Source organism: Actinomadura sp. HBU206391 (genome assembly GCF_014323665.1).
Classification (GTDB): Bacteria; Actinomycetota; Actinomycetes; order Streptosporangiales; family Streptosporangiaceae; genus Actinomadura_C.
On sequence record NZ_JABVEB010000035.1, the window covers coordinates 11,914 to 34,049 of the forward strand.

Annotated in this window: 18 protein-coding genes; 8 read left to right on the plus strand and 10 right to left on the minus strand. The window is 70.5% G+C overall.

All coding sequences use genetic code 11. The features are described from left to right. Nucleotides 1–128: 128 nt before the first annotated feature. The 8 genes from HKK72_RS14325 to HKK72_RS14360 all read left to right on the plus strand — a co-directional run bounded on the left by HKK72_RS14325 (nucleotide 129) and on the right by HKK72_RS14360 (nucleotide 10,925). Nucleotides 129–1,520, plus strand: a complete 1,392-nt coding sequence (locus tag HKK72_RS14325; RefSeq protein WP_315987245.1) for a hypothetical protein — start codon at nucleotides 129–131, stop codon at nucleotides 1,518–1,520. Further along, nucleotides 1,517–2,707 (plus strand): phosphotransferase, encoded by a 1,191-nt coding sequence (locus HKK72_RS14330; protein WP_187234840.1) that lies wholly within the window; start codon nucleotides 1,517–1,519, stop codon nucleotides 2,705–2,707. Before HKK72_RS14325 ends, HKK72_RS14330 begins: the two co-directional genes overlap by 4 nt. Further along, nucleotides 2,704–3,573: a sulfotransferase domain-containing protein gene (locus HKK72_RS14335; RefSeq protein WP_187234841.1), complete on the plus strand. Its 870-nt coding sequence runs from the start codon at nucleotides 2,704–2,706 to the stop codon at nucleotides 3,571–3,573. Before HKK72_RS14330 ends, HKK72_RS14335 begins: the two co-directional genes overlap by 4 nt. 7 nt (nucleotides 3,574–3,580) lie before the next feature. Further along, nucleotides 3,581–5,050 carry a hypothetical protein gene (locus HKK72_RS14340; RefSeq protein ID WP_187234842.1) on the plus strand — a complete coding sequence of 490 codons (1,470 nt, stop codon included), beginning with the start codon at nucleotides 3,581–3,583 and terminating at the stop codon, nucleotides 5,048–5,050. Between the two features lie 102 nt (nucleotides 5,051–5,152). After that, entirely contained in the window at nucleotides 5,153–6,892 is a 1,740-nt protein-coding gene (locus HKK72_RS14345) for a Wzz/FepE/Etk N-terminal domain-containing protein (protein WP_187234843.1), read from the plus strand. A gap of 14 nt (nucleotides 6,893–6,906) precedes the next feature. Then, nucleotides 6,907–8,589: a polysaccharide biosynthesis C-terminal domain-containing protein gene (locus HKK72_RS14350; RefSeq protein ID WP_187234844.1), complete on the plus strand. Its 1,683-nt coding sequence runs from the start codon at nucleotides 6,907–6,909 to the stop codon at nucleotides 8,587–8,589. After that, a complete protein-coding gene (locus HKK72_RS14355; protein ID WP_187234845.1) occupies nucleotides 8,573–9,889 on the plus strand; it encodes a ParB N-terminal domain-containing protein in 1,317 nt (438 codons plus the stop codon). The genes HKK72_RS14350 and HKK72_RS14355 overlap by 17 nt, the downstream gene beginning before the upstream one ends. A gap of 4 nt (nucleotides 9,890–9,893) precedes the next feature. Continuing rightward, entirely contained in the window at nucleotides 9,894–10,925 is a 1,032-nt protein-coding gene (locus HKK72_RS14360) for a glycosyl hydrolase (protein WP_187234846.1), read from the plus strand. Here the strand turns inward: HKK72_RS14360 and HKK72_RS14365 are convergent. The 10 genes from HKK72_RS14365 to glmU all read right to left on the minus strand — a co-directional run bounded on the left by HKK72_RS14365 (nucleotide 10,922) and on the right by glmU (nucleotide 22,111). Then, entirely contained in the window at nucleotides 10,922–11,917 is a 996-nt protein-coding gene (locus tag HKK72_RS14365; protein WP_315987246.1) for a glycoside hydrolase family 26 protein, read from the minus strand. The genes HKK72_RS14360 and HKK72_RS14365 overlap by 4 nt on opposite strands. A 16-nt stretch (nucleotides 11,918–11,933) precedes the next feature. After that, nucleotides 11,934–12,869 (minus strand): glycosyltransferase family 2 protein, encoded by a 936-nt coding sequence (locus tag HKK72_RS14370; RefSeq protein ID WP_187234847.1) that lies wholly within the window; start codon nucleotides 12,867–12,869, stop codon nucleotides 11,934–11,936. An 82-nt stretch (nucleotides 12,870–12,951) separates the two neighbouring features. Then, nucleotides 12,952–14,223: a sulfate adenylyltransferase subunit 1 gene (locus HKK72_RS14375; protein WP_187234848.1), complete on the minus strand. Its 1,272-nt coding sequence runs from the start codon at nucleotides 14,221–14,223 to the stop codon at nucleotides 12,952–12,954. 2 nt (nucleotides 14,224–14,225) lie between these two features. After that, nucleotides 14,226–15,137: a sulfate adenylyltransferase subunit CysD gene (gene cysD / locus HKK72_RS14380; RefSeq protein WP_187234849.1), complete on the minus strand. Its 912-nt coding sequence runs from the start codon at nucleotides 15,135–15,137 to the stop codon at nucleotides 14,226–14,228. 108 nt (nucleotides 15,138–15,245) lie between these two features. Next, nucleotides 15,246–16,097, minus strand: a complete 852-nt coding sequence (locus HKK72_RS14385; protein ID WP_315987251.1) for a 3'(2'),5'-bisphosphate nucleotidase CysQ — start codon at nucleotides 16,095–16,097, stop codon at nucleotides 15,246–15,248. 146 nt (nucleotides 16,098–16,243) lie between these two features. Beyond that, nucleotides 16,244–17,713 carry a sugar transferase gene (locus HKK72_RS14390; RefSeq protein ID WP_187234850.1) on the minus strand — a complete coding sequence of 490 codons (1,470 nt, stop codon included), beginning with the start codon at nucleotides 17,711–17,713 and terminating at the stop codon, nucleotides 16,244–16,246. Between the two features lie 212 nt (nucleotides 17,714–17,925). Beyond that, nucleotides 17,926–18,531 carry an aminoacyl-tRNA hydrolase gene (pth, locus tag HKK72_RS14395; protein ID WP_187234851.1) on the minus strand — a complete coding sequence of 202 codons (606 nt, stop codon included), beginning with the start codon at nucleotides 18,529–18,531 and terminating at the stop codon, nucleotides 17,926–17,928. A 328-nt stretch (nucleotides 18,532–18,859) separates the two neighbouring features. Continuing rightward, nucleotides 18,860–19,492 carry a 50S ribosomal protein L25/general stress protein Ctc gene (locus HKK72_RS14400; RefSeq protein ID WP_187234852.1) on the minus strand — a complete coding sequence of 211 codons (633 nt, stop codon included), beginning with the start codon at nucleotides 19,490–19,492 and terminating at the stop codon, nucleotides 18,860–18,862. A 182-nt stretch (nucleotides 19,493–19,674) separates the two neighbouring features. After that, a complete protein-coding gene (locus tag HKK72_RS14405; RefSeq protein ID WP_187234853.1) occupies nucleotides 19,675–20,652 on the minus strand; it encodes a ribose-phosphate diphosphokinase in 978 nt (325 codons plus the stop codon). A 25-nt stretch (nucleotides 20,653–20,677) separates the two neighbouring features. Then, nucleotides 20,678–22,111, minus strand: coding sequence for a bifunctional UDP-N-acetylglucosamine diphosphorylase/glucosamine-1-phosphate N-acetyltransferase GlmU (gene glmU / locus HKK72_RS14410; protein ID WP_315987247.1), 1,434 nt, complete (start codon nucleotides 22,109–22,111; stop codon nucleotides 20,678–20,680). Nucleotides 22,112–22,136 lie beyond the last annotated feature (25 nt).

The window sequence follows — 22,136 nt, forward strand, 5'->3', positions numbered from 1 at the left end:
TGGCGGTACAGTTCGCCCGGCGGACGGCCATCTTGGGCGGCGGCCTTCCACGCCGCCGCACCGGCCAGCGCACCACGGCGTTGCGGCACTGACGAGCCCCTCGCGGCACAGAGACGGGGATCCGGATTGTGACTGCCACGACACCCGCGATCGTGCGACCGACCCCGCCGGTCATTCCGGCGGCGCCACCGGGACGGCGGGCGCGGTCACGCGCGGGCTGGCCGCTCACCGTCGTCTTCCTCGGTTTCCCGCTGTGGTGGGTGCTGGGCCTGGGAGCGCTGATCTTCATGATCATGGCGCTGCCCATGGCGGTGTTCCTCTACCGCAGGCGCGCGACCCTCGTGGTCCCCCGTGGCTTCGGCGCCTGGCTGCTGTTCCTGTTCTGGGCCCTGCTCGGGGTGGCGGTGCTGTGGGCCGACGCCCCCGGAGCGGTGCCGGGCGGCGGCGGGGTCAACCGCATGCTCGTCTTCGGCTGGCGGATGACCTGGTACCTGTCGTGCACGATCGCCCTGCTGTACGTCGGCAACCTGCGTGAGGACGAGCTGCCCAGCGACCGGATCGGCCGGCTGCTCGGCTACATGTTCGTCGTCACGACCGCCGGCGGGCTGCTCGGCTCGTTCTTCCCCCAGCTGCAGCTGACCTCGCTGATGGAGATGGTGCTGCCGCAGGGCCTCGCCACCAACGACTTCCTGAGGGACGCGATCCATCCCAAGACCGCCACGATGGAGACCATCACGGGGGTCATGCAGGCCCGTCCGATGGCCCCCTTCGCCTACGCCAACACCTGGGGCGCGGCCTACGCGTTCTTCCTGCCGTATTTCGGCATCACCTGGATCGTGCGAGGCGACAAGTGGCGGCGGCTGGCCGCCGGCCCGATCCTGCTGGTCTCGCTGTGGCCGGTCGTCTACTCACTCGACCGCGGGCTGTGGGTCGCGCTCGGGCTCATCGCCGCCTTCGTCATCCTCAAAATGATCCTCTGGCGAGGCGGCCGGGCGATCGCCTGGACCCTGGTGGTCCTCACCGTGGGCGGGGTCGTCGCCGCCGCCTCGCCGCTGCCCGGTCTCATCGAGAAGCGGCTGGACAACCCGCACAGCAACAACCGCAGATACCTGCTCACCGAGCAGACCGTGCGCAGCACGCTGGCCGGCTCGCCCGTCGTCGGGTTCGGCACGACCCGCAACGTCCAGGGCAACCTCGTCACGCTGGGCGGCGGCAGCCGTCCCGACTGCAAGGCGTGCGGCGCCCCGCCGCTCGGCACCCAGGGCCACCTGTGGTTGTTGATCTTTGCGAACGGTCTCGTCGGAGCGGCCGCGTTCCTGTTCTTCTTCGCCATACGATTTGTACGACATTGGCGGGATAGATCGGCCTACGGCATGGCTGGTTGCTGTGCCCTGCTGTCCTTCGCCCTGTTCACGCTCATCTATGACCTCGTGGAGGTACCGCTGTACACCGTGATGATCGCGGTCGCGCTGATGTGGCGGGCGCAGCGCGACACCCTCAAGAGCCGGGTGCCGCGATGACCGCGGACGGCTGGCTCGAGACGGTGGAGGCGCTGTGGCCGGGCGCACGGGTCGACGTCGTGAGCCCGGGCACGCGGGGCGCGCAGGCCACGCAGCGGGAGTTCGCGTTCCTGCCGGACGCCGACCGGCCGCGGCTGCTGCTGCCGGGGAGCCCCCGGGCGGCGGCCACCGCGCTGCGCCGCTACAGCCATGACCTGACTATCCCGCAGCGGGTGTCGCGCAGCCTGACCGCCACCGCGATGCGCACCGGGCTGCCGCAGCGGACGCTGCGCGACCGGCTCCGCGTGGTCGAGGACGGCGAGGGCGGGTCCATCGAGGACCGGCTCGGCGGCCTGCTCGGCGAGGCGGTGGTCGTGAGCGTGGGCCTCGGCACCGCGCGGGCCAACCGCAAACCGATCCTGCACGTCCTCAGCCCTTCGGGCCGTCCCCTCGCGTTCGTGAAGGTGGGCGACACCGAGACCGCCCGCGATCTGATCACTCAGGAGGCGGCCGCGCTGGAGTTCCTGGCCGGCGTCCCGCTGGAGCGCGTCGCAGTGCCCCGGGTGCTGCACCACGGACCGTGGAACGGCATGACCCTGCTGGTGCTCTCGCCCCTGCCGACGAGCGCGCGCGGCTGGCGTCCCCGCCGCAACGTCCCGATCGAGGCGATGAGAGAGGTGTTCGCGGCCGCCGGGGTGACGAGCGGTCCGCTCGCCGACAGCGGTTTCCTGGCGCGCCTGCGCGAGGTCCCGTCGCGGGTGTCCGATCCCGAACAGGCCGGCCGGCTGGACGCCGTGATCGAGCGAGTCGGCCGCGCGTACGGCGGCCAGACGCTGCGGTTCGGCGCCTGGCATGGCGACTGGACGCCATGGAACATGGCGTGGCACCGCGGCAAGGTGCAGTTGTGGGACTGGGAACGGTTCGCCCGCGACGTTCCGGCCGGGCTCGACCTGCTGCACTGCCGCCTTCAGGAGGCGATGCGCTCGGCCGGCGAGCAGCCGTACACCTCGTGGCCCGCCGGCAGCGTGCGTACCCTCACCGAGGTCGGGGTGACCGGCCGCGACGCCGCGGCCACCCTCGAGCTCTACTTCGTCGAACTGTGCTGCCGCTATCTGCTCGCAGCCCAGGGACCCATCGGCGCACCCCTGCGCACCCAGGCCGAGCGCCTGCTCACACTGCTCCAGATGAACGCGGGGAGAAGCTCATGATCACGCGACGCGACGCGCCGCAGTGGGTGAAGGAGGCCGGCCGGGCGGCCAGCCGCAACGCCGGCCGGCTCACCTCGGGCGCGCGGATGCTGCCCGACTTCCTGCTGGTGGGCACGCAGCGTGGGGGCACCACGTCGCTGTTCCGGTCACTGGCCGAGCACCCCGGTGTCGTCACGCCGAACTTCCACAAGGGCGTTCACTACTTCGACGTCAACTACCACCGCGGGCAGGGCTGGTACCAAGGCCACTTCCCGGTCCGGGCGGTGGCGCGGCGGCGGGCGACCGGCGACGGCGGGGGCCCGCTGGCCTTCGAGTCGGCCGGCTACTACATGCACCACCCACTGGCGCCCCAGCGCATCGCACGCGACCTGCCGGAGGTGAGGCTGCTCGCGATCCTGCGCGACCCCGTCGAGCGCGCCTACTCGGCGCACAAGCACGAACTGGCCCGGGGCTTCGAGACCGAGTCGTTCGAACGGGCCCTCGAGCTCGAGCCCGAGCGGCTCGCCGGCGAGGTCGACCGGATCCGCGCCGAGCCCGGCTACACCAGCCACAGCCACCGGCACCACTCCTACGTCGACCGCGGCCAGTACGTCGAGCAGTTGGAGGCGCTCTTCGAGCGGTTCCCCCGCGAGCGGGTGCTCGTCGTCTTCGCCGAGGACTTCTTCGGCGAGCCCGAGCCCTGCTACGACCGGGTCGTGGACTTCCTCGGGCTGGCGCGCTGGCGGCCCGCGGCGTTCGAGCGGCACAACGCCCGGCCCCGCTCGCCCATGCCCGAGGATCTGCGCAAGCGCCTCACCGAGCACTTCGAGCCGTACGACGAGAGGCTCACCACGCTGCTCGGCGAGGTCCCGGCCTGGCGGCGGTGATCCAGGAATGACCGATCGCGCCGGAGCGCGTACGTCCACCGCCCCGAGAGCGGGGCCGGACGCCGTGCCCTTCGGCCGCTACGGAGCGTTCCTGCGGCGCAACGGAGCGATCGTCGTCCTGGCACTGATCCTCGGTGTCTCGGCGGGCGCGCTGCGCACCGCGTTCACCGATCGGACCTACACCTCCACCGTCGAGATCTTCGCACCGGCCGTCGCGCTGCACTCCGGCGCGAGCGTGACCGCGATCCTGCCCGCGACGCCCGCGACCGGCGACCAGGATCCGCCGAGTGAGTCGACCATGGACACCGAGGCTCAGCTGGCCCTGTCCGAGAAGGCGCTCGCCCCGCTCGCGAAGGTACGGGGCTTCCCGGCCGACCGCGTGGCGCTGAGGAAGCGCATCACCGTCACCGTGCCGGCCTACACCCGAGTGCTGACCCTCCAGGTCCGTGCGGCCGACGCGAAGACGGCGCGGGACGGCGCACGCGCGCTGACGAGGAGCTACCTGGCTCTGCGCAAGGAGATCATCGCCGGCATCCAGGCACGCAACCGCCAGGCCGTGGCGCGGAACCTGTCGCTGCTCCGGGCGGAGCTGCACGCCATCGACGGAAAGCCCACCGACATCGCCCGGCTGACCGCCCGCGGCAGGCGACAGGTGATCACCAAGCAGATCGGTGTGATGCAGAGGCAACTGGCGCAGACCGAGGACAGGACCCTGCAGTCCGGCGAGGTCGTGAACAGCCCTGAGGTGCCGCTGCGCGCCGACGACAGCCGCGGCGACGTGGGACTGAGCACCGGGCTGGGCGTCGGGCTGCTCGCCGGCCTGCTGCTCGGCCTGATCCAGGACCGGCGGCCCCGGCGCATCCGTACCGCCGCCGACGTGCGGCGCGTGGGCGCGCTGCCCGTGCTCGCCGAGGCGCGCGACCGGCCGGACCTGCTGCGCGACGCCTGCCGGAGACTGCGCAACATCATCCACGAGGAACAGGCCACCACGGTGCTGCTCACCGGCGTCGCCGAGGCTCCCACCGAGCAGGTGGCGCGCATGCTGGCCTCGGTCTGCGCCCTGGGCGGCACGTCGACGATGCTTCTGCGAGTCGGCGTCGACGCGGACGAGAACGTGGTCGCCGGGCCCGCCGCCGGTGTGAACGGTGCGAACGGCGCCGTCGAGTCCCACCGCGGGGCCGACGCGACCGAGGGCGTCACCGTGCGCACGATCCCCTCCGGCGGCGACAGGCAGCTCTCGGCGGCCGTGCGCAAGGCCCGGCGCGAATCCGACCTGGTCGTGATCACCGGCCCTCCACTGCACAGCTCCGACACGGCGACGTTCGCGACGATCTGCGACCTCACCTTCCTCACGGTGGAGCTCGGCCGCGTCTCCGCCGACGAGCTGATCTGGAACACCACCTATCTGGCCTACACCGCGGCGCCGGCCAGGGGACTCGTTCTCATCGACCCGGCGAACCAGCGGAGGCGATCGTGAACCGGGCCCGACCGGGCCCGGCGGCGGGCCCACTCCAGATAACCTGCTGGGAAGCAGGTGACCCTTGCGGTTTCACCGTCGAGCACCCAGAGGGGACCCAACGTGGCGGTTGACCAGTCGGCTGAGGCGCCGGGACAGCTGGCCACCCTGCTGGCCCGGCACCGCGGGCTCATCGCGCTCGTCGGCCTGCTCGGGCTCATGGCCGGGCTGGTGGTGGGGTTCATGCTGCCGGCGTCCTACACGGCGTCGGCGGCCGTCCTCGTGACCCCGCTGGAGGGCAACCCCTACTCCCCGGTCGGGCGCGGCGACGACATCGTCAATCTCGGCACCGAGGCGCAGATCGTCAGCACCGACGCGGTGGCGAAGATGGCCAGGGACCGGCTGCGCACCGGCGACCCGCGGGCACTGCGCAGCAAGGTGTCGGTGGAGAACCCGCCCAACACCCAGGTGCTCAACATCGGCTACAGCGGCTCGAGCGCCGAGAAGGCCCGCGCGGGCGCCCAGGCCTTCGCCGAGTCCTACCTCGAATATCGCCGGCAGCGCTCACAGAGCATCCTGGACGGCAAGCTCAAGAAGCTGGAGGAGCAGTCCAAGCGGGTCCAGCAGGAGATGCAGGCGACGAACGCGAAGCTGCCCGCCTCTTCGGGCTCCCAGCGCACGTTCCTCAACCAGCGCATCGCCGCCTACACCAACCAGCTCGGCATCATCGACGAACAGTCCAACGACATCGCCAGCACCACGGTGAATCCGGGCCAGGTCATCACGCCCGCCATCCGGCCGGGCAGCACCGGGCGGATCACCGGCACGGTGCTGGGCGGCGTCGGCGGCCTGGTCGCCGGACTGCTGCTCGGTGCGGGCATCGCCGTGCTGCGCGATCGCCTGGAGCGGCGGGTCGCCGACGCGGACGCGCTGGAGCGGCTCGGGCTGCGGGTGCTGACCGTGGTCCCGCCGTTCGACGACCCCGCCGAGGCGCTGGCCCTCGTCGACGCGCCCAAGAGCGAGGTCGGCGACTCCTACCGCCGGCTGCGCGCCGCCACCGTCGCGGCGTTGCCCGAGACCCCGGTCACCGTGCTGGTCACCAGCGCGACGCCCCGCCGTACGGCCATGCTGACCAGCTCCAATCTGGCGCTCGCCCTCTCCTACGCCGGATCCGCCACGATCATGATCGACGCGGGGACCGCCGGAGTGGACTCCGCGGCCCTGTTCGGGCTGCGCAGCCCCAAGGGCCTGTCCGACACGCTGCTGGACGGAGTCGACCCGGCCACGCTGCTGGTGCACGGTGCCGCGCAGCTGCGGTTGCTGCCGCGCGGCGGTCACGCCGAGGAGTCCTCACAGCGGTTCAGCGGCCCGCGGATGCGCGACGCGGCCGCGGTCCTGCGCGAACGCGCGGACTTCGTCATCATCAACGGGCCGAGCCTGCACGACGCGGACGCTCAGGCGCTCTGCACCCTCGCCGACGCGGTCGTGCTCGTCGTGACGCTGGGCGTGACCACCCGCGACGACGTCGCCCAGGCGCGGACCGAGGTGCAGCGCGCCGGAAAGACCGTCATCGGCGCGGTCGTGGAGAGCCTCGAGATGGACCGGATCCACCTGGCCGACATGCGCAGGAACTCGGCGCCCCGGCACGACGCCCGGGCCGGTCAGTCCAGGCGCAGCGCCCCGGCGAGCTTCGGCGCCCCCGGCCACCGGGCGGCCGACCCGCTCAGGGACCTGCCGGGGGGCCCGGGCGTTGGCGCACCGCTTCCGGGCGTGGGCGGACCGCTTCCGGGCGAGGTCGAGGAGGCCACCGAAGAGCCGCCCGCGGAGTGGGCGGCACGCCGGCCCTCCGAGCCCGGCGCCTAGGAACCGGCCGCCACATGAGCTCCGCACGCATGGAGCCCACCATGAACCGGCTCGCCCGGGGTGGAGCGCTCAACCTCGCCGGCGCGGTGTCCGCGGGCGTACTCGGGCTGGCCCTGGTCGTCGTGGTGGCGCACGTCTACTCACAGCAGGTCGCGGGCGCCTTCTTCGCCGCCACGTCGCTGTTCATCATCCTGGGGGCCGTGTCGGGCCTGGGCTCCGACGCGGGGCTGGTCCGGTGGCTGCCCCGGCACCTGGCGCTCGGTGATCGGGCGGCGGCCCGGCGCACGGTCCCGATCGCGCTGATCCCGGTGCTGGCCACCGCCTGCGTCGCCGCGTTCGCCGTGGCGGTGGCCGCGCCCTGGGCCGCCGGGGTGATCGACGACGCCCATGCCGCGCAGCTGACCGCCATGCTGCGGGTCCTCGCGATCTTCCTGCCGATCGCGGCGTTGCACGACGGGCTCCTCGCGGCGACCCGCGGGCATGCCACCATGCGCCCCACCGTCCTGATCGAGAAGATCTTCCGGCAGGCGGCACAGGTCACCGGCGTCGCCATCGCGCCGCTCGTCTCCGACCACGCCGCCGCACTGGCCCTGGCCTGGGCGTTCCCCTACCTGCCCGGCGCGATCGCGGCCGCCGTCTGGTACCGCCGGCTCGCCGCCGTGTCGCCCGCCGAGCGCGTGGCGGCCGCCGAGACCGCGGCCATCCCCGCCTCCGCTCTTCATGCGGTCGGCAAGCGCCCCCCGGCGTCTCAGGAGCCCGCCACGCGGGCCCCCGAGACGCCGCAGGCCCCGGCCGGGCACGGACCGATCCGCGAATTCTGGTCCTACACCGCGCCCCGCGCGGTCGCGCAGATCTTCCAGACCGCGCTGCAACGCGTCGACATCGTGCTCATCGCGGCCCTCGGCTCCGCACGTGACGCCGCCATCTACACCGCCGCGACCCGGTTCATGGTGGTGGGACAGCTCGGCACCCAGGCCATCCAGCAGGTGATGCAGCCCGCGGTGAGCAGATTGCTGACGCTGTCCGACGACGCGACGGCGGGCCGCGTGTTCGCGGTGAGCACGACCTGGACCGTAGCGCTCACCTGGCCGGTGCATCTTGCCGTGGCGACGGCCGCGCCCGCCTATCTGAGCTCCTTCGGCGCGGGTTACGCCGACGCGGGGCAGGCCGCCACCGTGATCCTCGCCCTCACCATGCTGCTCGCCACCGCGAGCGGGCCGGTCGACGTGATGCTGCTGATGGCCGGGCGCAGCGGGCTGAGCCTGGTCAACAACGCCGCCGCGCTGGCGGTCAACCTGGTCCTCAACCTGCTGCTGATCCCGCACTACGGCATCGTGGGCGCGGCGGTCGCATGGGCCGCCGCCATCGTCACGCGCAATCTGCTGCCGCTCGTTCAGGTGCGCCGGATCCTCGGCATGAGCCCCATGAGCGCCGGGCTGCTGTGGGCGGCAGGTTCGGCGGCGGTGAGCTTCGCCGCCCTCCCGCTGCTGTCCAGGGCAGGCCTGGGCACCGGGGTCGGCGCCGTGTGCGCCGGTCTGATCCCCGGCGCCGCCCTGTACGTCACGCTGCTGTGGGTCGCCCGGCAACGCCTCGGACTCAACGCCTTCGGCTCGCTGCTGCCCGGCCGGGCCGCGCCCACGCCCCCCGCTCCACCCGACGCCGTCCCGATGAGGAGTGTTCATGTCCACGGTTCCTGACCAGGTACGCCGCAAGTCGCGGACGGCTCTGCGCAAGGCGGGGCTGGCTCCGAGCGGGCCCGTGTACGGGCGGATCGTCGACACCGGCCGCGCGCTGCCCGTCCCGCCGAAGGCCCGTGTCCTCATCTCGACGGCGATCCTGCGCCGCCCCTGGCGGATCTCCGTCCCCCTGGACCGGCTGCTGGTGGGCGCGCAGGGCGGCTGGACCGCGCGGGGCTTCGCGGAGCGTACGGATGATCTGCTCTGGCCGTCGACGCCGCTGCTCGAGGGCCCGCACGTCGCACTGCTGCGACAGGCGGCCGCCGGCGAACCGACCGACGAGGAACTGCTGGACAGCCCGTACGGCCGCCTCGGGCGACGGTGCATCGAGGCCGGCGGCGACTACTTCGGGGCCACCGACGACGCGGGAGTGGTCGCCTCGGCCCGCGCCTTCATCGGCCGGTCGCGGGGGGCGGAGGCCGGCGGCGACCGGCGCCCGCAGCAGAGCGGATCGCTCGACCCCGTGCTGGTGGCGCCGGTCCGGAACTCCTCGTACTACCAGGTGCTCGACGGCCATCACCGGCTGGCGCTCGCCGCCCATCGGGGCGAGACCACCGCACGGGTCGTCGCCAAGTGGGCGCCCGTGACCACGCCGCTGCAGGACCTGCTCCTGAAGATGAGCTGGCTCGACGGGACCAAGGAGCTCTACCAGCCGATCGACGCCCCGGAGCTTCAGGACGAATGGACGACGGTGCGCCGCTGCACCGACCGGCGCGACAAGATGCTGGCCTTCCTCCAGGAGCGCGGCATCGGCGCTCCGGCCACCTATCTCGATGTCGCGAGCTGCTACGGCTGGTTCGTGGACCAACTGCGGCAGGCCGGCTTCACGGCCGGTGGCATCGAACGCGACCCCCTCGCCGTACCGCTGGGCCAGGCCGTCTACGGGCTGCCCGACGGAGTGATCAGCACCGGCGACTGCGTCGAGGTGCTCCGTGCCGCCGAGCGTCCCTGGGACGTGGTCTCCTGCTTCAGCCTCCTGCACCACTTCGTGCTCGGGCGCGGTTCGGTCGGCCACGAGGAACTCATCAAGCTGCTGGACGACGCGACCGGCCGGGTGCTGTTCTTCGACACCGGCCAGGAGAACGAGGCATGGTTCAAGAGCTCGCTGCGCGGCTGGAACCCCGCCACCATCGCCGACTTCCTCCGTGCGAACACCTCCTTCGACGAGATCGTCGACCTCGGCCCCGATGACGACGCGCGGCCCCCGTACGCCGACAACTACGGGCGGCACCTGTTCGCCTGCGTGCGTTCTCGCCCGTAGGCGAATGCGAGCGTTCATCGCCAGAGCCGGGCGGGGGGCGGCTGTCACGGCGCTCACCATCGCCGTCCTCATCCCGGGCCTGGCGGCCGGGGACGCCTTCCGCGCGCCGGACGCGCGGGGACGAGCGGACCGCACAGGGGCGTCCGGCGACCAGGACGGCGTGATCCTGGGAGCAGTGGGCAACTCGCGCGCCGAGACGATCGAGCGGGAGCGAGAGACGGGGCGCCGGGTCCAGGGCATCCGGGCCTTCAAACGTTGGAACGAGCCGCTGATCGGCGCCGACCAGCGATGGGCCAAGCGCACGCATCACACGGTGTTCCTGTCGGTGAAGTCCCGGCTCCTGGACGGGTCGCTGCTGCGATGGCGCGATATCGCGAACGCCGCTCCGGGCAGCCCGCTGGACGCCGATCTCCACCGGCAGGCGCGCGAGCTCAAGAGCTTCCGGGCGACCGTCTATCTGATCTTCAACCACGAGCCGGACGCCAAGACGTCGCGGCCGATGGGCGAGCCGGCCGACTTCGTGGCCGCCTGGCGGCGGCTCGTCTCCACCCACCGCGAGGCCGGGGTCACCAACGTTCGGTATGTCTGGACGATGACCGACCAGGCGTTCCAGCAGGGCTACGCCGACAAGTACTATCCCGGTGACCGCTATGTCGACGGCATCGCCGTGGACGCCTACAACTGGTACGACTGCCGCGGGGGCAGGGGCCGGTGGACCAGCCTGGCCGACCTCATCGAACCGCATCGGCGGTTCGGTCTGCGGCATCCCGGCAAGGACCTGATGGTGCTGGAGTGGGGCTCGGTCGAGGACCGGTCCCGGCCGGGGCGCAAGGCCCAGTGGATCCGCGACGCCGCCGCATTGTTCGACCGGCCGAAGTACCGCGCCTACCGTGCTCTGGCGCACTGGGACGACCGCTACACGGGTCCGCCGTCGGGACAGCCATGCCAGTTCGACTACCGCACGTCGCCGGCCGCTCTGGCCGCCTGGCGGGACATGGCGGCCGGCTCCGCCTTCCGGGCCAGGCCGGCCCGCTAGGTGCTCTTGACTGGCAGGTTGCGCGGGTTGAAATAGGGCGTGGTCGCGAATTCGCGCATGGCCGACGTGGCCGCCTGGTCGCCGCCGAGCGAGTAGCGCTCGGCGGACGTCTTGCCCGCCTTGTCGGAGTCGAAGTAGACGACCGCCTTGACCTGCGGGTTCTGCAGGGTCTTGGCCGCCTTGCGCAGCCACTCGGCCCGCCTCCCGGCGTAGGACCGCGGCACGCCGAACTCGGCCACCATGATCGGCTTGGGGTGGGACTTGGCCCAGTCCATGAAGTTCTTCATCGCCTCGGACACATCCCGGTAGTCGGCGCCGGTGCCCGGGTAGGCGTCCCCGCAGATCCAGTCGATCTCCTCGTCGCCGGGGTAGTACTCGGCGGCCTTGCCGTCAGCGAAGCCCGCCGCTGTCGGACACCAGACCCAGGCGACGTTGTCGACCCCCTCCTGCCGGAAGACCGCCCGGATGTGCTTCCAGGCGGCGACGTAGTCGGCGGGCGAGTTGATCCTGGACCTGAGCGCCGACCGGTCCATCCCCGGCTGCCAGCGAAGGAAGATCGGCTTGGCGGTCGCCTTGATCGCCCGCGCCCGTTCGCGGATCACCCGGTCGCCCGCTCCGGACGCGACGACCTTGGTGTCGGTGCCGTTCCAGGACAGCAGCAGATAGCGGTTGCTGTTCAGTACGGCGGTATCGGCCTCGCGCGGAAAGGGTTGATCCCAGTTCCGGAAGGTGTGCACCACGTCCATCTCCCGGCCGAGGCTGGCCTCGAAACCGGTCACGGCGCCGAGAGGGCCGGGCCGCCCGCGATAGGACCGCGACGGTTCGACGAAGGCGCCGAAGTACGCGCCCTGCGCCGACGGCGTGGGAGCGACACCGGGCCGGACCGTGGACTTGATCTGGGGTGCCTTGGCCTCGCTGCCGGCACAGCCCATGGGAAGCAGGACCGCCGCCGCCGCGAACATCGCCGTCGCCGCGCGCGTACGCGCCTTCACATTCTCCTCCGCTCGGTCAGATGCCGCGGCCGCGAGCGTGCAGTGCGAGCAGCACCCGCTCACCGGAGACGAGCCCGGACGCCACCGCCAGCGCGAACGGCACCCGTTGCTCCTTCCAGTTCGCCCGCAGGGCACGGCCAGCCCATCGCACCGCCTCGCGCCGCCGCCCCACACAGGCGTGGCCGAAAGCGATCTGCGCGTAGACCCGGGCACCGCCGACCGGTGACCGTGCTATCTCGGGGTACCGGTCGAGGAACCATTGAAGGGCCGCGATTTTCGTTTCCCAGGCTTGGGCATAGTAGGACGTTCTGCCCCACAGCACCTGGACGTACGGATGATCGACGTTAACGATCGGGTGACGCCGCGCGGCCCGCAGCGCCAGATCCCAGTCCTCCCCCTGGCTGCCCGGGATCTCCTCGTCGACCATCCCCATCTGGACCAGCGCGGTGCGCCGGGCCACGTAGGTGGAGGAGTGCACCATGACCATCCGGGACCGTACGAGCTGGTCGTAGGTCACCTGGTCGGTCTCGGCGAGCCGCGGGATCCGCTCCCCGTCGAAGTCGATGAGGATGCCGCAGCTGACCAGTTCCGCTCCGGCATCGGCGGTGAGCGCGTCGACCTGGGCGGCGAGCTTGCCGGGCAGCCAGACATCGTCGTCGTCGCAGAAGGCGACCAGGTCGGTGTCGAGTGCGAGGATTCCGCTGTTGCGGGCTCCGGCCAGCCCGGGCGAACGGGTGTTGGTGATGAGCCGCACGCGGTCGCCGGCGAGGCTCTGGTCGGGCTCGGCCCGGTCGTAGACGACGACCGCGCGCAGTTCCCCGTCGTACTCCTGGGCCAGCACCGCGTCGAGCGCCTTACGGAGCAGTTCCGGGCGGTTGTGCGTCGGCAGCACGACCCCCACGGAGGGCCGGACGCCGGTCGGTTGGGGCGGGAGATGTCGGGGGGTGTCCATGGCCGGCCTCTGTCATCTGGCGTCTGTTGGCTGGAACGTCGCTTGCCCGGAACGTCGGTCACCCGGGGCGTCGGTCACCCGGTCACCTGGCGTCGGTGATCATTCCTGCGCCAACGGTAGCGTTGGTGGCCTCGTCGATGAGGATGAATCCTCCGGTCAGCCGGTTACGTCCATAGTCGTCGACGAAGAGCGGCTGAGTGACGCGCAGGTTGATCCGGCCGATCTCGTTGAGCCCCAGCGACTCGGCGTTCTCGTCGCGGTGCAGTGTGTTCACGTCCAGCCGGTACTGCAGGCCGGTGACCATGGTCCTGGCCGTACGGGTCGTGTGCTTGATGACCAGCTTGGTGCGGGGGGTCAGCGCCCGCGTGTCGCTCATCCAGCAGACCATGGCGTCCAGGTCCTGAGCCACCCGGGGACGGTTGTTGGGCCGGGCGATCATGTCGCCCCGGGAGATGTCGATGTCGTCGGCCAGCCGCAGCGTCACCGACATCGGGGGGAACGCCTCGTCGACCGGCCCGCCGTCCGGGCCGACGATCGAGGTGATCTTCGTGTTCAGGCCCGAAGGCAGGTGCACGACCTCGTCCCCGGGCTTGAGAACGCCGCCGGCGACCTGACCCGCGTAGCCCCGGTAGTCGTGCAGCTCCGGATCGGTCGACTTGTGCGGCCTGATGACGTACTGCACGGGGAAGCGCACATCGATGAGGTTGCGGTCCGAGGCGATGTGCACGTTCTCCAGATGGTGCAGCAGCGACGGGCCGTCGAACCACGGCATGTTCACCGACCGGTCGACCACGTTGTCGCCGTGCAGCGCCGAGATCGGGATGAACGTCAGGTCGCCCACCTTGAGCTTGGCCGCGAACGCGGTGAACTCGTCATGGATGCGGTCGAACACCGCCTGGTCGTAGTCGACCAGGTCCATCTTGTTCACCGCGAGGACCAGATGCGGCACCTTGAGCAGCGTCGTGAGGAACGCGTGCCGCCGCGACTGCTCCAGCAGCCCCTTACGGGCGTCGATCAGGATGATCGCCAGATCCGCGGTGGAGGCCCCGGTCACCATGTTCCGCGTGTACTGAATGTGGCCGGGAGTGTCGGCGATGATGAACTTCCGCTTCGGCGTCGCGAAGTAGCGGTAGGCGACGTCGATCGTGATGCCCTGCTCGCGCTCGGCCCGGAGGCCGTCGGTGAGCAGCGCGAGGTTGGTGTACTCCTCGCCCCGATCGGCGCTGGTGCGCTCGACCGCCTCGAGCTGGTCCTCGAAGATCGACTTGGAGTCGAACAGCAACCTGCCGATGAGCGTGGATTTCCCGTCATCGACCGAACCGGCGGTGGCGAACCGCAGAATGTCCATGGACATGACTAGAAGTAACCTTCCTTCTTGCGGTCTTCCATGGCCGCCTCGCTGGCCCGGTCGTCGGCGCGGGTCTGGCCGCGCTCGGTGATCCGCGTCGCCGCGATCTCCTCGATGACCTCATCGAGGGTCGACGCGGTCGACTTGACGGCGCCGGTGCAGCTCATGTCGCCGACCGTGCGATAACGCACCAACGCCTCGAACGCCGGCTCGTCCTCGCCGCGGGCCGCGTACGGGCTGTCGGCGAGCAGCATGCCGTCGCGTTCGAAGACCATGCGGGTGTGCGAGAAGTAGATCGGCGGGATCTCCAGCTCCTCGGTCTGGATGTAGTCCCAGATGTCGAGTTCGGTCCAGTTCGACAGCGGGAAGACCCGGACGTGTTCACCCCGGCGGATCCGGGTGTTGTAGAGGTTCCACAGCTCCGGCCGCTGGTTCTTCGGGTCCCACTGGCCGAAGTCGTCGCGGAAGGACACCACGCGCTCCTTGGCGCGAGCCTTCTCCTCGTCCCTTCTGGCCCCGCCGAACGCCGCCGTGAACTCGTGCTCCTCGATCGCGTCGAGCAGCGGCACCGTCTGCAGGCGGTTGCGGCTGGCCCGCCGCCCGGTCTCCTCGACCACCCGGCCCTTGTCGATCGCCTCCTGCACCGACGCGACGACCAGCCGTACGCCCATCTCGGCGACCCGGCGATCGCGGTACTCGATCACTTCCGGGAAGTTGTGGCCGGTGTCGACGTGCATCACCGGGAATGGGATCGGCGCGGGCCAGAACGCCTTCTCGGCCAGGCGCAGCATCACGATGCTGTCCTTGCCCCCCGAGAACAGCAGGACGGGGCGCTCGAACTCGGCCGCCACCTCACGGATGATGTGGATCGACTCGGCCTCCAGAACAGCGAGCTGGGACAGCAGGTAGTCACTGCGCATGGGACAGAGCTCTCTCTCCGCGTGGTCGGGCGGCATCGCCTGGGCAGGTGGATTCGGTATTCGGCTTCAACAGACGACGTCCATCAAACGACGTCGCCCGGGCGACGTTCAATCGCCACCGTTGCTCTCCCGAATGCCGGCGAGCATCATCGGCGCCAACTCCGGGTGGCAAACCAGGATATCCGGCAGTGTGGGGTCGTGTTGGTTGTAGACCAGCTCGGAGCCGTCGATCCGGGATGCGTGGGCGCCCGCGGCGAGCGCCACGGCGACCGGTGCCGCCGAGTCCCATTCGTACTGGCCGCCCGCGTGAACGTAGGCGTCGACCTCGCCGACCAGCACCGCGGAGATCTTCGCGCCGGCCGATCCGATGGGGACGATGTCGGCGGTCACTCCCCGCGCCTCGAGGTAGGCCTGAAGGCTCTGCATGAACCGTGGCGGCCTGCTGCGGCTCACCGTCACCCGGATGCGGCTGAGGTCCGGCAGATCGCGGGTGACCAGTGGTGACCGCTCGGACGTGCTCTCGTCGGTGATCTCGGCGCCGCCCGACACGGTCGCGAGGGTCCTGCCCCAGGCCGGCAGCGCCACGGCGCCCGCGACGAGGCTCCCCTTCGTCCAGAGGGCCACGTGCACGGCCCAGTCGTCGCGGCCGTCCTCGCCGAACTCGCGGGTGCCGTCCAGCGGGTCGATGATCCAGACCCGCTCGGAGCCCAGCCGGGCCGGGTCCGCCCGGCCTTCGGGTCCCTCCTCACTGAGGACCGCGTCCCCGGGCCGGTATCTCGCCAGCGCCGCCATCAGATGCTCGTGCGCCGCCTGGTCGCCGGCGTCCATCAGATCGCGGGGGTCGTCGAATCCCTTGTCGGCGCGCAGATCCAGCAGCAGCCGCCCCGCCGAACGGGCCAGCTCCGCCGCCAGCGCGTGGTCGTCAGCCGCGACCGGGCCGTCCCCCGAGAGCTCCGTCATCATCGTGCCTTCGTCGTCGCGCGGCATCGCCGCTGGGTCTATCGGCCTGATCACGCCCGGCCGGCGATCCCGCACACCCGAGCCCCATGAGACGAGACTCACACGACCCGACACCACGGAGGCTGCGGTGCTACGGATTCACCGGCTCAGTACGCACCGGACCCGTGCGCGACCGCAGACCAGGTCTTCCACAGGATCTGCAGGTCGAGTGCGAGGGACCAGTTCTCCACATAGCGCAGATCGAGGCGTACAGATTCCTCCCAGGACAGATCCGCTCGCCCGCTGACCTGCCACAGACCGGTCATGCCCGGTTTGACGACGAGACGCCGCCGGACGTCGTCGCCGTACTTCGCGACCTCGTCGGGCAGCGGCGGCCTGGGCCCCACCAGCGACATGTCGCCCCGCAGCACGTTGATCAGCTGGGGCAGCTCGTCGATGGAGTAGCGGCGCAGCCAGCTCCCGATCGGGGTCACCCGCGGGTCGCTTCTGATCTTGAAGAGCACACCGTCGTCGTGTTGGTTCTGCGCGATGAGGGCGGCCTTGCGCTTCTCCGCGTCGGGCACCATCGTGCGGAATTTCAGCACGGTGAACTCGTGGCCGTCCTTGCCCACCCGGGTCTGCCGGAACAGGGCCGGGCCCTTGCTGGTGAGGCGGATCGCCACCGCGATCGCGCCGAACAGCGGACCGAGCAGGAGCACGGCGAACAGCGCGGCGGCCCGGTCGAACAGGCTCTTGAGCAGCTGGCGGCTACCGCTCAGCTCGGGATGCTCCACGTGCAGCAGCGGCAGACCGGCCACCGGGCGGATGCTCGTGCGCGGGCCCGCCACGTCCATCAGGGCCGGCGCGACCACCAGGTCGGTGTCGTTCTTCTCCAGCTGCCAGGCCAGGCGACGAAGCGCCACCCCGTCGAGTTCGGGACAGGCCAGCACCGCCACGGTGTCGGCCCTCATGGAATCGACGACCAGCGCCGTCTCGCCGAACGCGCCCATGACCGGGACGCCCTCGACTTCGCTGAGCCCTTCGTTCCCGGCCGCGAAGGCCTCGGGAAGGCACACGGCGACGACGTCCATGCCGTGGTAGCGCTCGCGGCGCAGCTGGCGCACCAGGTCGGCCACCGCACCCCGGTGTCCCACCGCGACGACGCGCCGCATGCAGGTGCCGGCGTTGCGCAGCCGGTGCAGGTGCTTGCGCAGCAGGAAGCGGCCGAAGAGATTCAGTACGGTCGCGAGCGGCAGTGCCAGCACCACATAACCGCGGGCCAGCTCGGTCTTGGTGGCGTAGGACAGGATGGCCAGCGAGGCGGTACAGGTGAAACCGGCCTGCAGGACCCGGCGGAACTCCTCCGACCCCACACCGATGAGGCGCCGCTCATGCGCACGGAACATCACCAGCGTCGCCATCCAGAGGACCGGCAGCGAGGCGGTGACCACGACGTACCGGGTGCTGTAGGCGGTCGGCGCGCCGAACCGGACGATGAAGGCGATGAAACCCGCGGCGAGCACGCTCAGGAAGTCGACTCCGAACGCAGCGCGGACATACCAGTTCGGCCACGAGGTCGCCTGCTCTCGCCGATGCCCGGAAGTGGAATCAGCCAGAACCCGATCGACCACTGTCATACGTACATCACGCCCCGCCACACCAGTTGCTCACCACTCAGACGTCACAAGGACGCCTGATGGGCACCTTTGGTTCACCTAGCGCACGAACCTCATGTGGCGAGCATCTTACGGGCGCCGCAAGGCCGACGGGCGCGTTCGTCCAGACATGGGCCTGACCGGGAGCTCAATAGATCATCCAGGGTGACGGGAGAGGCCCGACGTGATCGAGATCACAGTGACTGAGCCCCGTGGAAGGCGTTCTGCGCGTCCGCGAGGCCCGCCCCGATGAGCGCCTCCACCGCGTCCGCGGCGCGCTCGACGTGCACATCGAGGTCTTTGCGTTCGGTCGCGGAGAAGTCGCGCAGAACGAAATCGGCCGGGTCCATCCGGCCGGGCGGGCGCCCCACCCCGAATCGAATGCGCAGATAGTCGCGGTCGCCCAGCGACTTGGTGACGGACCGGAGCCCGTTGTGGCCATTGTCCCCGCCGCCCCGCTTCAACCGGATGGAGCCGTACGGGATGTCGAGCTCGTCGTGCACGACGATGATCCGATCGAGCGGCACCTTATAGAAGTCACGCAGCCCCGCCACGGGCCCACCGGACACGTTCATGAAGGACCGCGGCTTCGCCAGCACCACACGTGTGCCGGCACCGCTCGGGCCGGGAACGTCGAGACGCCCCTCGACGACCTCGGCGCGCGTCTTGTGCGACTTGAACCGGCCACCGACGCGACCGGCCAATGCGTCGGCCACCATGAAACCGACGTTGTGCCGGTTCCCCGCGTACGCCGGACCGGGGTTGCCCAGCCCGACTATCAACCATGGTGCTGTGCTCATTGCCTCGCTCCGCTCGGCGGCTCGGGCTGTGCTCATGGCCACGCCTTCGGCGCGGCGGCTCGGGGCGCTTCGAGGCGGTGTCTTCCCTCGTCGCTCACGAGCGCTCGTTCCTCGCACTCGCTCGCTCCTCAGTCCAGACACCGCCGCGCCCCTCGCAGGCCTTCGGGGCCAGACGACGCCGGGCCCCTCATAGTGTCCATCCGTTCGCCCCGCTCGTCGGCTCGGGACGGTCTTGGGGCGGCGTCTGCCTCATCATGCCGAAACGCCCCGCCTGGTCGGACGGGGCGTTCTCGGGCATTGCTCGGTCACCGATGGGGATCGGTGTGGGTCACTCGGCGGATTCGGTGCTCGCCTCGGCCGCGGGCTCGGCTTCGGCGGCCTCGGGCGCCTCGCCGCTGATCTCGGCCTCGACCTGGTCGGCGGTCTTCTCCGCGACGACGTGCAGGACCAGCAGCTCGTCATCGGCGGCCAGAGCGACGCCACGCGGGAGCTTCAGGTCCTTGGCGAGGACGGCGGTACCGACCTCGAAGCCCTCGACGTCGACCTCGACGGACTGCGGGATGTGGGTGGCCTCGGCCTCGACCGCGATCTGGACGACCTGCTGGTCCAGCATGCCGCCGGGCGCGATGTCACCGGTCACCTGCACCGGGATCTCGACGTTGACCTTCTCACCCAGTTTGACCAGCAGAAGGTCGATGTGCTCGAGAAAACCCTTGATCGGGTCCCGCTGCACGTCCTTGGGCAGCGCGAGTTCCTCGCCGCCGTTGAGGCCGTGCACACGGAGGAGCACGTTCGGGGTCTTCAGGGCACGCATGAGGTCGTGGCCGGGAAGTGAGATGTGCTGCGGGTCGGTGCCGTGACCATAGAGGACAGCGGGCACCTTGCCGGCCCGGCGGGTGCGCCGGGCGGCACCCTTACCGAACTCGGTGCGCGGCTCGGCGGCGATGCGTACCTCGGACACGGCGAAAACTCCTCGTCGAATAAAAGCTGGTCGGTGCTGATCCGATACTCGATGCTCGTATCGGCGTCGAAAATCGTCGGGGCGCGCCCTGCGGCGTACGGGACCGTACAGCACAGCGTGGGGCGCACGCAGTCCCAAGAGTCTAGCCGATATACGGCCCGCAGGCCGCATCAGGGCGGCGATCAGGACTGGCCGCTGAAGAGACTGGTCACCGAACCGTCGCTGAACACTTCATTGATCGCCCGGGCGAGCAGCGGCGCGATCGACAGCACCGTCAGCTTGTCGTACTGCTTCTCCTCGGGGATCGGCAAGGTGTTCGTCAGAACCACCTCGGAGATCCGGGAGTTCTTGAGCCGGTCCACCGCCGGGCCGGACAGCACGCCGTGCGTGGCGGTCGCCACGACCTTGGCCGCTCCCTGCTCGAACAGGGCGTCCGCCGCCTTCACGATCGTGCCACCGGTGTCGATCATGTCGTCGACGATCACACAGGTCCGGCCCTTGACCTCACCGACGACCTCGAAGACCTTGACCTCGTTGGCCACCTCTGGATCGCGCCGCTTGTGGATGATCGCCAGCGGGCAGCCCAGCCGGTCGGTCCATCGCTCGGCGACCCGCACGCGGCCGGCGTCCGGAGCCACCACGGTCACCTGCGAGGGGTCGAGCTTGCTCTCGACATAGCTCGCAAGGATGTCGAGCGCGAACAAATGGTCTACGGGCCCGTCGAAGAACCCCTGGATCTGCGCCGTGTGGAGGTCGACCGTGATGAGCCGGTCCGCCCCCGCGGTCTTGAACAGGTCGGCCATGAGCCGCGCCGAGATGGGCTCGCGGCCCCGGTGCTTCTTGTCCTGACGGGCGTAGCCGAAGAACGGGGCCACCACGGTGATCGTCTTGGCGGACGCGCGCTTGAGCGCGTCCACCATGATCAGCTGCTCCATGATCCAATGGTTAATGGGGGCGGTGTGGCTCTGCATGACAAAGGCGTCACTCCCGCGCACCGATTCCAGAAACCGAACGAACGTCTCGCCGTTGGCGAAGTCGTAGGCCGCTGTCGGAGTCAACTCGATCTCGAGGTTGTCCGCGACCTCCTCGACCAGCTCGGGGTACGCCCGGCCGGAGAAGAGCATCAGTTTCTTCGCTCCGGTCGCCTTCATGCCACTCACGTTCCGCTCCCACCCTCATTGGACTTCATGACTCGCCGGCGGACGCTTCCCTGGCCCGGCGTGCCGCCTCGGCGGCAGGGGTCCCAGCGCGTTTACGCTCGACCCACCCCTCAATATTGCGCTGCCGGCCTCGGGCGACCGCCATCGCCCCTGGTGGGACATCACTCACGATCACCGAACCGGCGGCGGTGTAGGCGCCGTCGCCGATCTCGACCGGTGCGACGATCATGTTGTCGCTGCCCACCTTCACGTGGTCGCCCACGGTGCTCCTGTGCTTCTCCACACCGTCGTAGTTGACGAAGACACACGCGGCGCCGATGTTCGAGCCCGCTCCGATGTCGGCGTCCCCGACGTATGTGAGATGAGGCACCTTTGAGCCTTCCCCCACTACGGCGTTCTTTATCTCGACGTAGGTGCCGACCTTGGCCCCGCGGCGCAGCCTGGTGCCGGGCCGCAGATAGGCGAAGGGCCCGACGCCGACCTCCGGGCCGATCTCGGCGCCGACGCAGACGGCGTTGACGACGGTGGCGTCCTCACCGACCAGGGTGTCGGTCAGGGTGGTGCCCGGGCCGATCTCGGCGCCCGCCTTGACATGGGTACGGCCGCGCAGCCGGGTGTCCGGGTGGAGGACGACGTCCGGCTCGGCCGTGACGTCGACGTCGACCCAGGTGGTCTGCGGGTCTATCACGGTGACGCCGTCGCGCATGTGCCGTTCGAGCAGCCGGTCGTTGAGCTGCCTCGTCGCCTGGGCCAGCTGCACCTTATCGTTGACGCCCTGCGTCTCGATCCAGTCCGCCGCCTTGTGGGCGCCGGCCCGGTGGCCGTCGCCGCGCAGGATGGCGATCACGTCGGTGAGATACTCCTCACCCTTGGCATTGTCGGTGGTCACCCGGCCCAGCGCGTCGCCGAGGAGCACGCCGTCGAAGGCGTACATGCCGACGTTGATCTCGCTGATGGCCCGCTGGGACTCGTCGGCGTCCTTGTGCTCGACGATCGCGCTGACGCTGCCGTCGCCCTCGCGCACGATGCGGCCGTAACCGGTCGCGTCCGGGATGTCGGTGCTCAGGATCGTCGCCGCGTTGCCCTCCTGCTCGTGGACGCGGACGAGATCCCGGAGGGTCTCGCCGCGCAGCAGCGGGTGGTCGCCGTTGGTGACCACGACGGTGCCGGCGAGGGCTCCGACCTGTTCGAAGACCATGCGTACGGCATGCCCGGTGCCACCCTGCCGGTCCTGGACCACGGGCTGGGCGTCTGGAGCCATGTCCTTGAGGTGGGCGATGACCTGGTCGCGGCGGTGGCCGACCACGACGATCAGGCTCTGCGGGTCGAGCTCGCGGGCCGCGGTCAGCACATGGCCGACCATGCTGCGGCCGCACAGCTCGTGCAGGACCTTGGAGGTGCGGGACTTCATCCGGGTGCCCTCACCAGCGGCGAGGACGATTACAGCAGCCGGGCTCACTTGAGGAGACTCCTCGGCGTCGCGG

Bases quoted from the DNA above. Each gene is read 5' to 3' on its own strand.
- HKK72_RS14330 (WP_187234840.1), top strand. From the start codon at position 1,517: ATGACCGCGGACGGCTGGCTCGAGACGGTGGAGGCGCTGTGGCCGGGC.
- HKK72_RS14335 (WP_187234841.1), top strand. From the start codon at position 2,704: ATGATCACGCGACGCGACGCGCCGCAGTGGGTGAAGGAGGCCGGCCGG.
- HKK72_RS14340 (WP_187234842.1), top strand. From the start codon at position 3,581: ATGACCGATCGCGCCGGAGCGCGTACGTCCACCGCCCCGAGAGCGGGG.
- HKK72_RS14350 (WP_187234844.1), top strand. From the start codon at position 6,907: ATGAGCTCCGCACGCATGGAGCCCACCATGAACCGGCTCGCCCGGGGT.
- HKK72_RS14355 (WP_187234845.1), top strand. From the start codon at position 8,573: ATGTCCACGGTTCCTGACCAGGTACGCCGCAAGTCGCGGACGGCTCTG.
- HKK72_RS14360 (WP_187234846.1), top strand. From the start codon at position 9,894: ATGCGAGCGTTCATCGCCAGAGCCGGGCGGGGGGCGGCTGTCACGGCG.
- HKK72_RS14370 (WP_187234847.1), bottom strand. From the start codon at position 12,869: ATGGACACCCCCCGACATCTCCCGCCCCAACCGACCGGCGTCCGGCCC.
- HKK72_RS14375 (WP_187234848.1), bottom strand. From the start codon at position 14,223: ATGTCCATGGACATTCTGCGGTTCGCCACCGCCGGTTCGGTCGATGAC.
- cysD (WP_187234849.1), bottom strand. From the start codon at position 15,137: ATGCGCAGTGACTACCTGCTGTCCCAGCTCGCTGTTCTGGAGGCCGAG.
- HKK72_RS14385 (WP_315987251.1), bottom strand. From the start codon at position 16,097: ATGACGGAGCTCTCGGGGGACGGCCCGGTCGCGGCTGACGACCACGCG.
- HKK72_RS14390 (WP_187234850.1), bottom strand. From the start codon at position 17,713: ATGACAGTGGTCGATCGGGTTCTGGCTGATTCCACTTCCGGGCATCGG.
- pth (WP_187234851.1), bottom strand. From the start codon at position 18,531: ATGAGCACAGCACCATGGTTGATAGTCGGGCTGGGCAACCCCGGTCCG.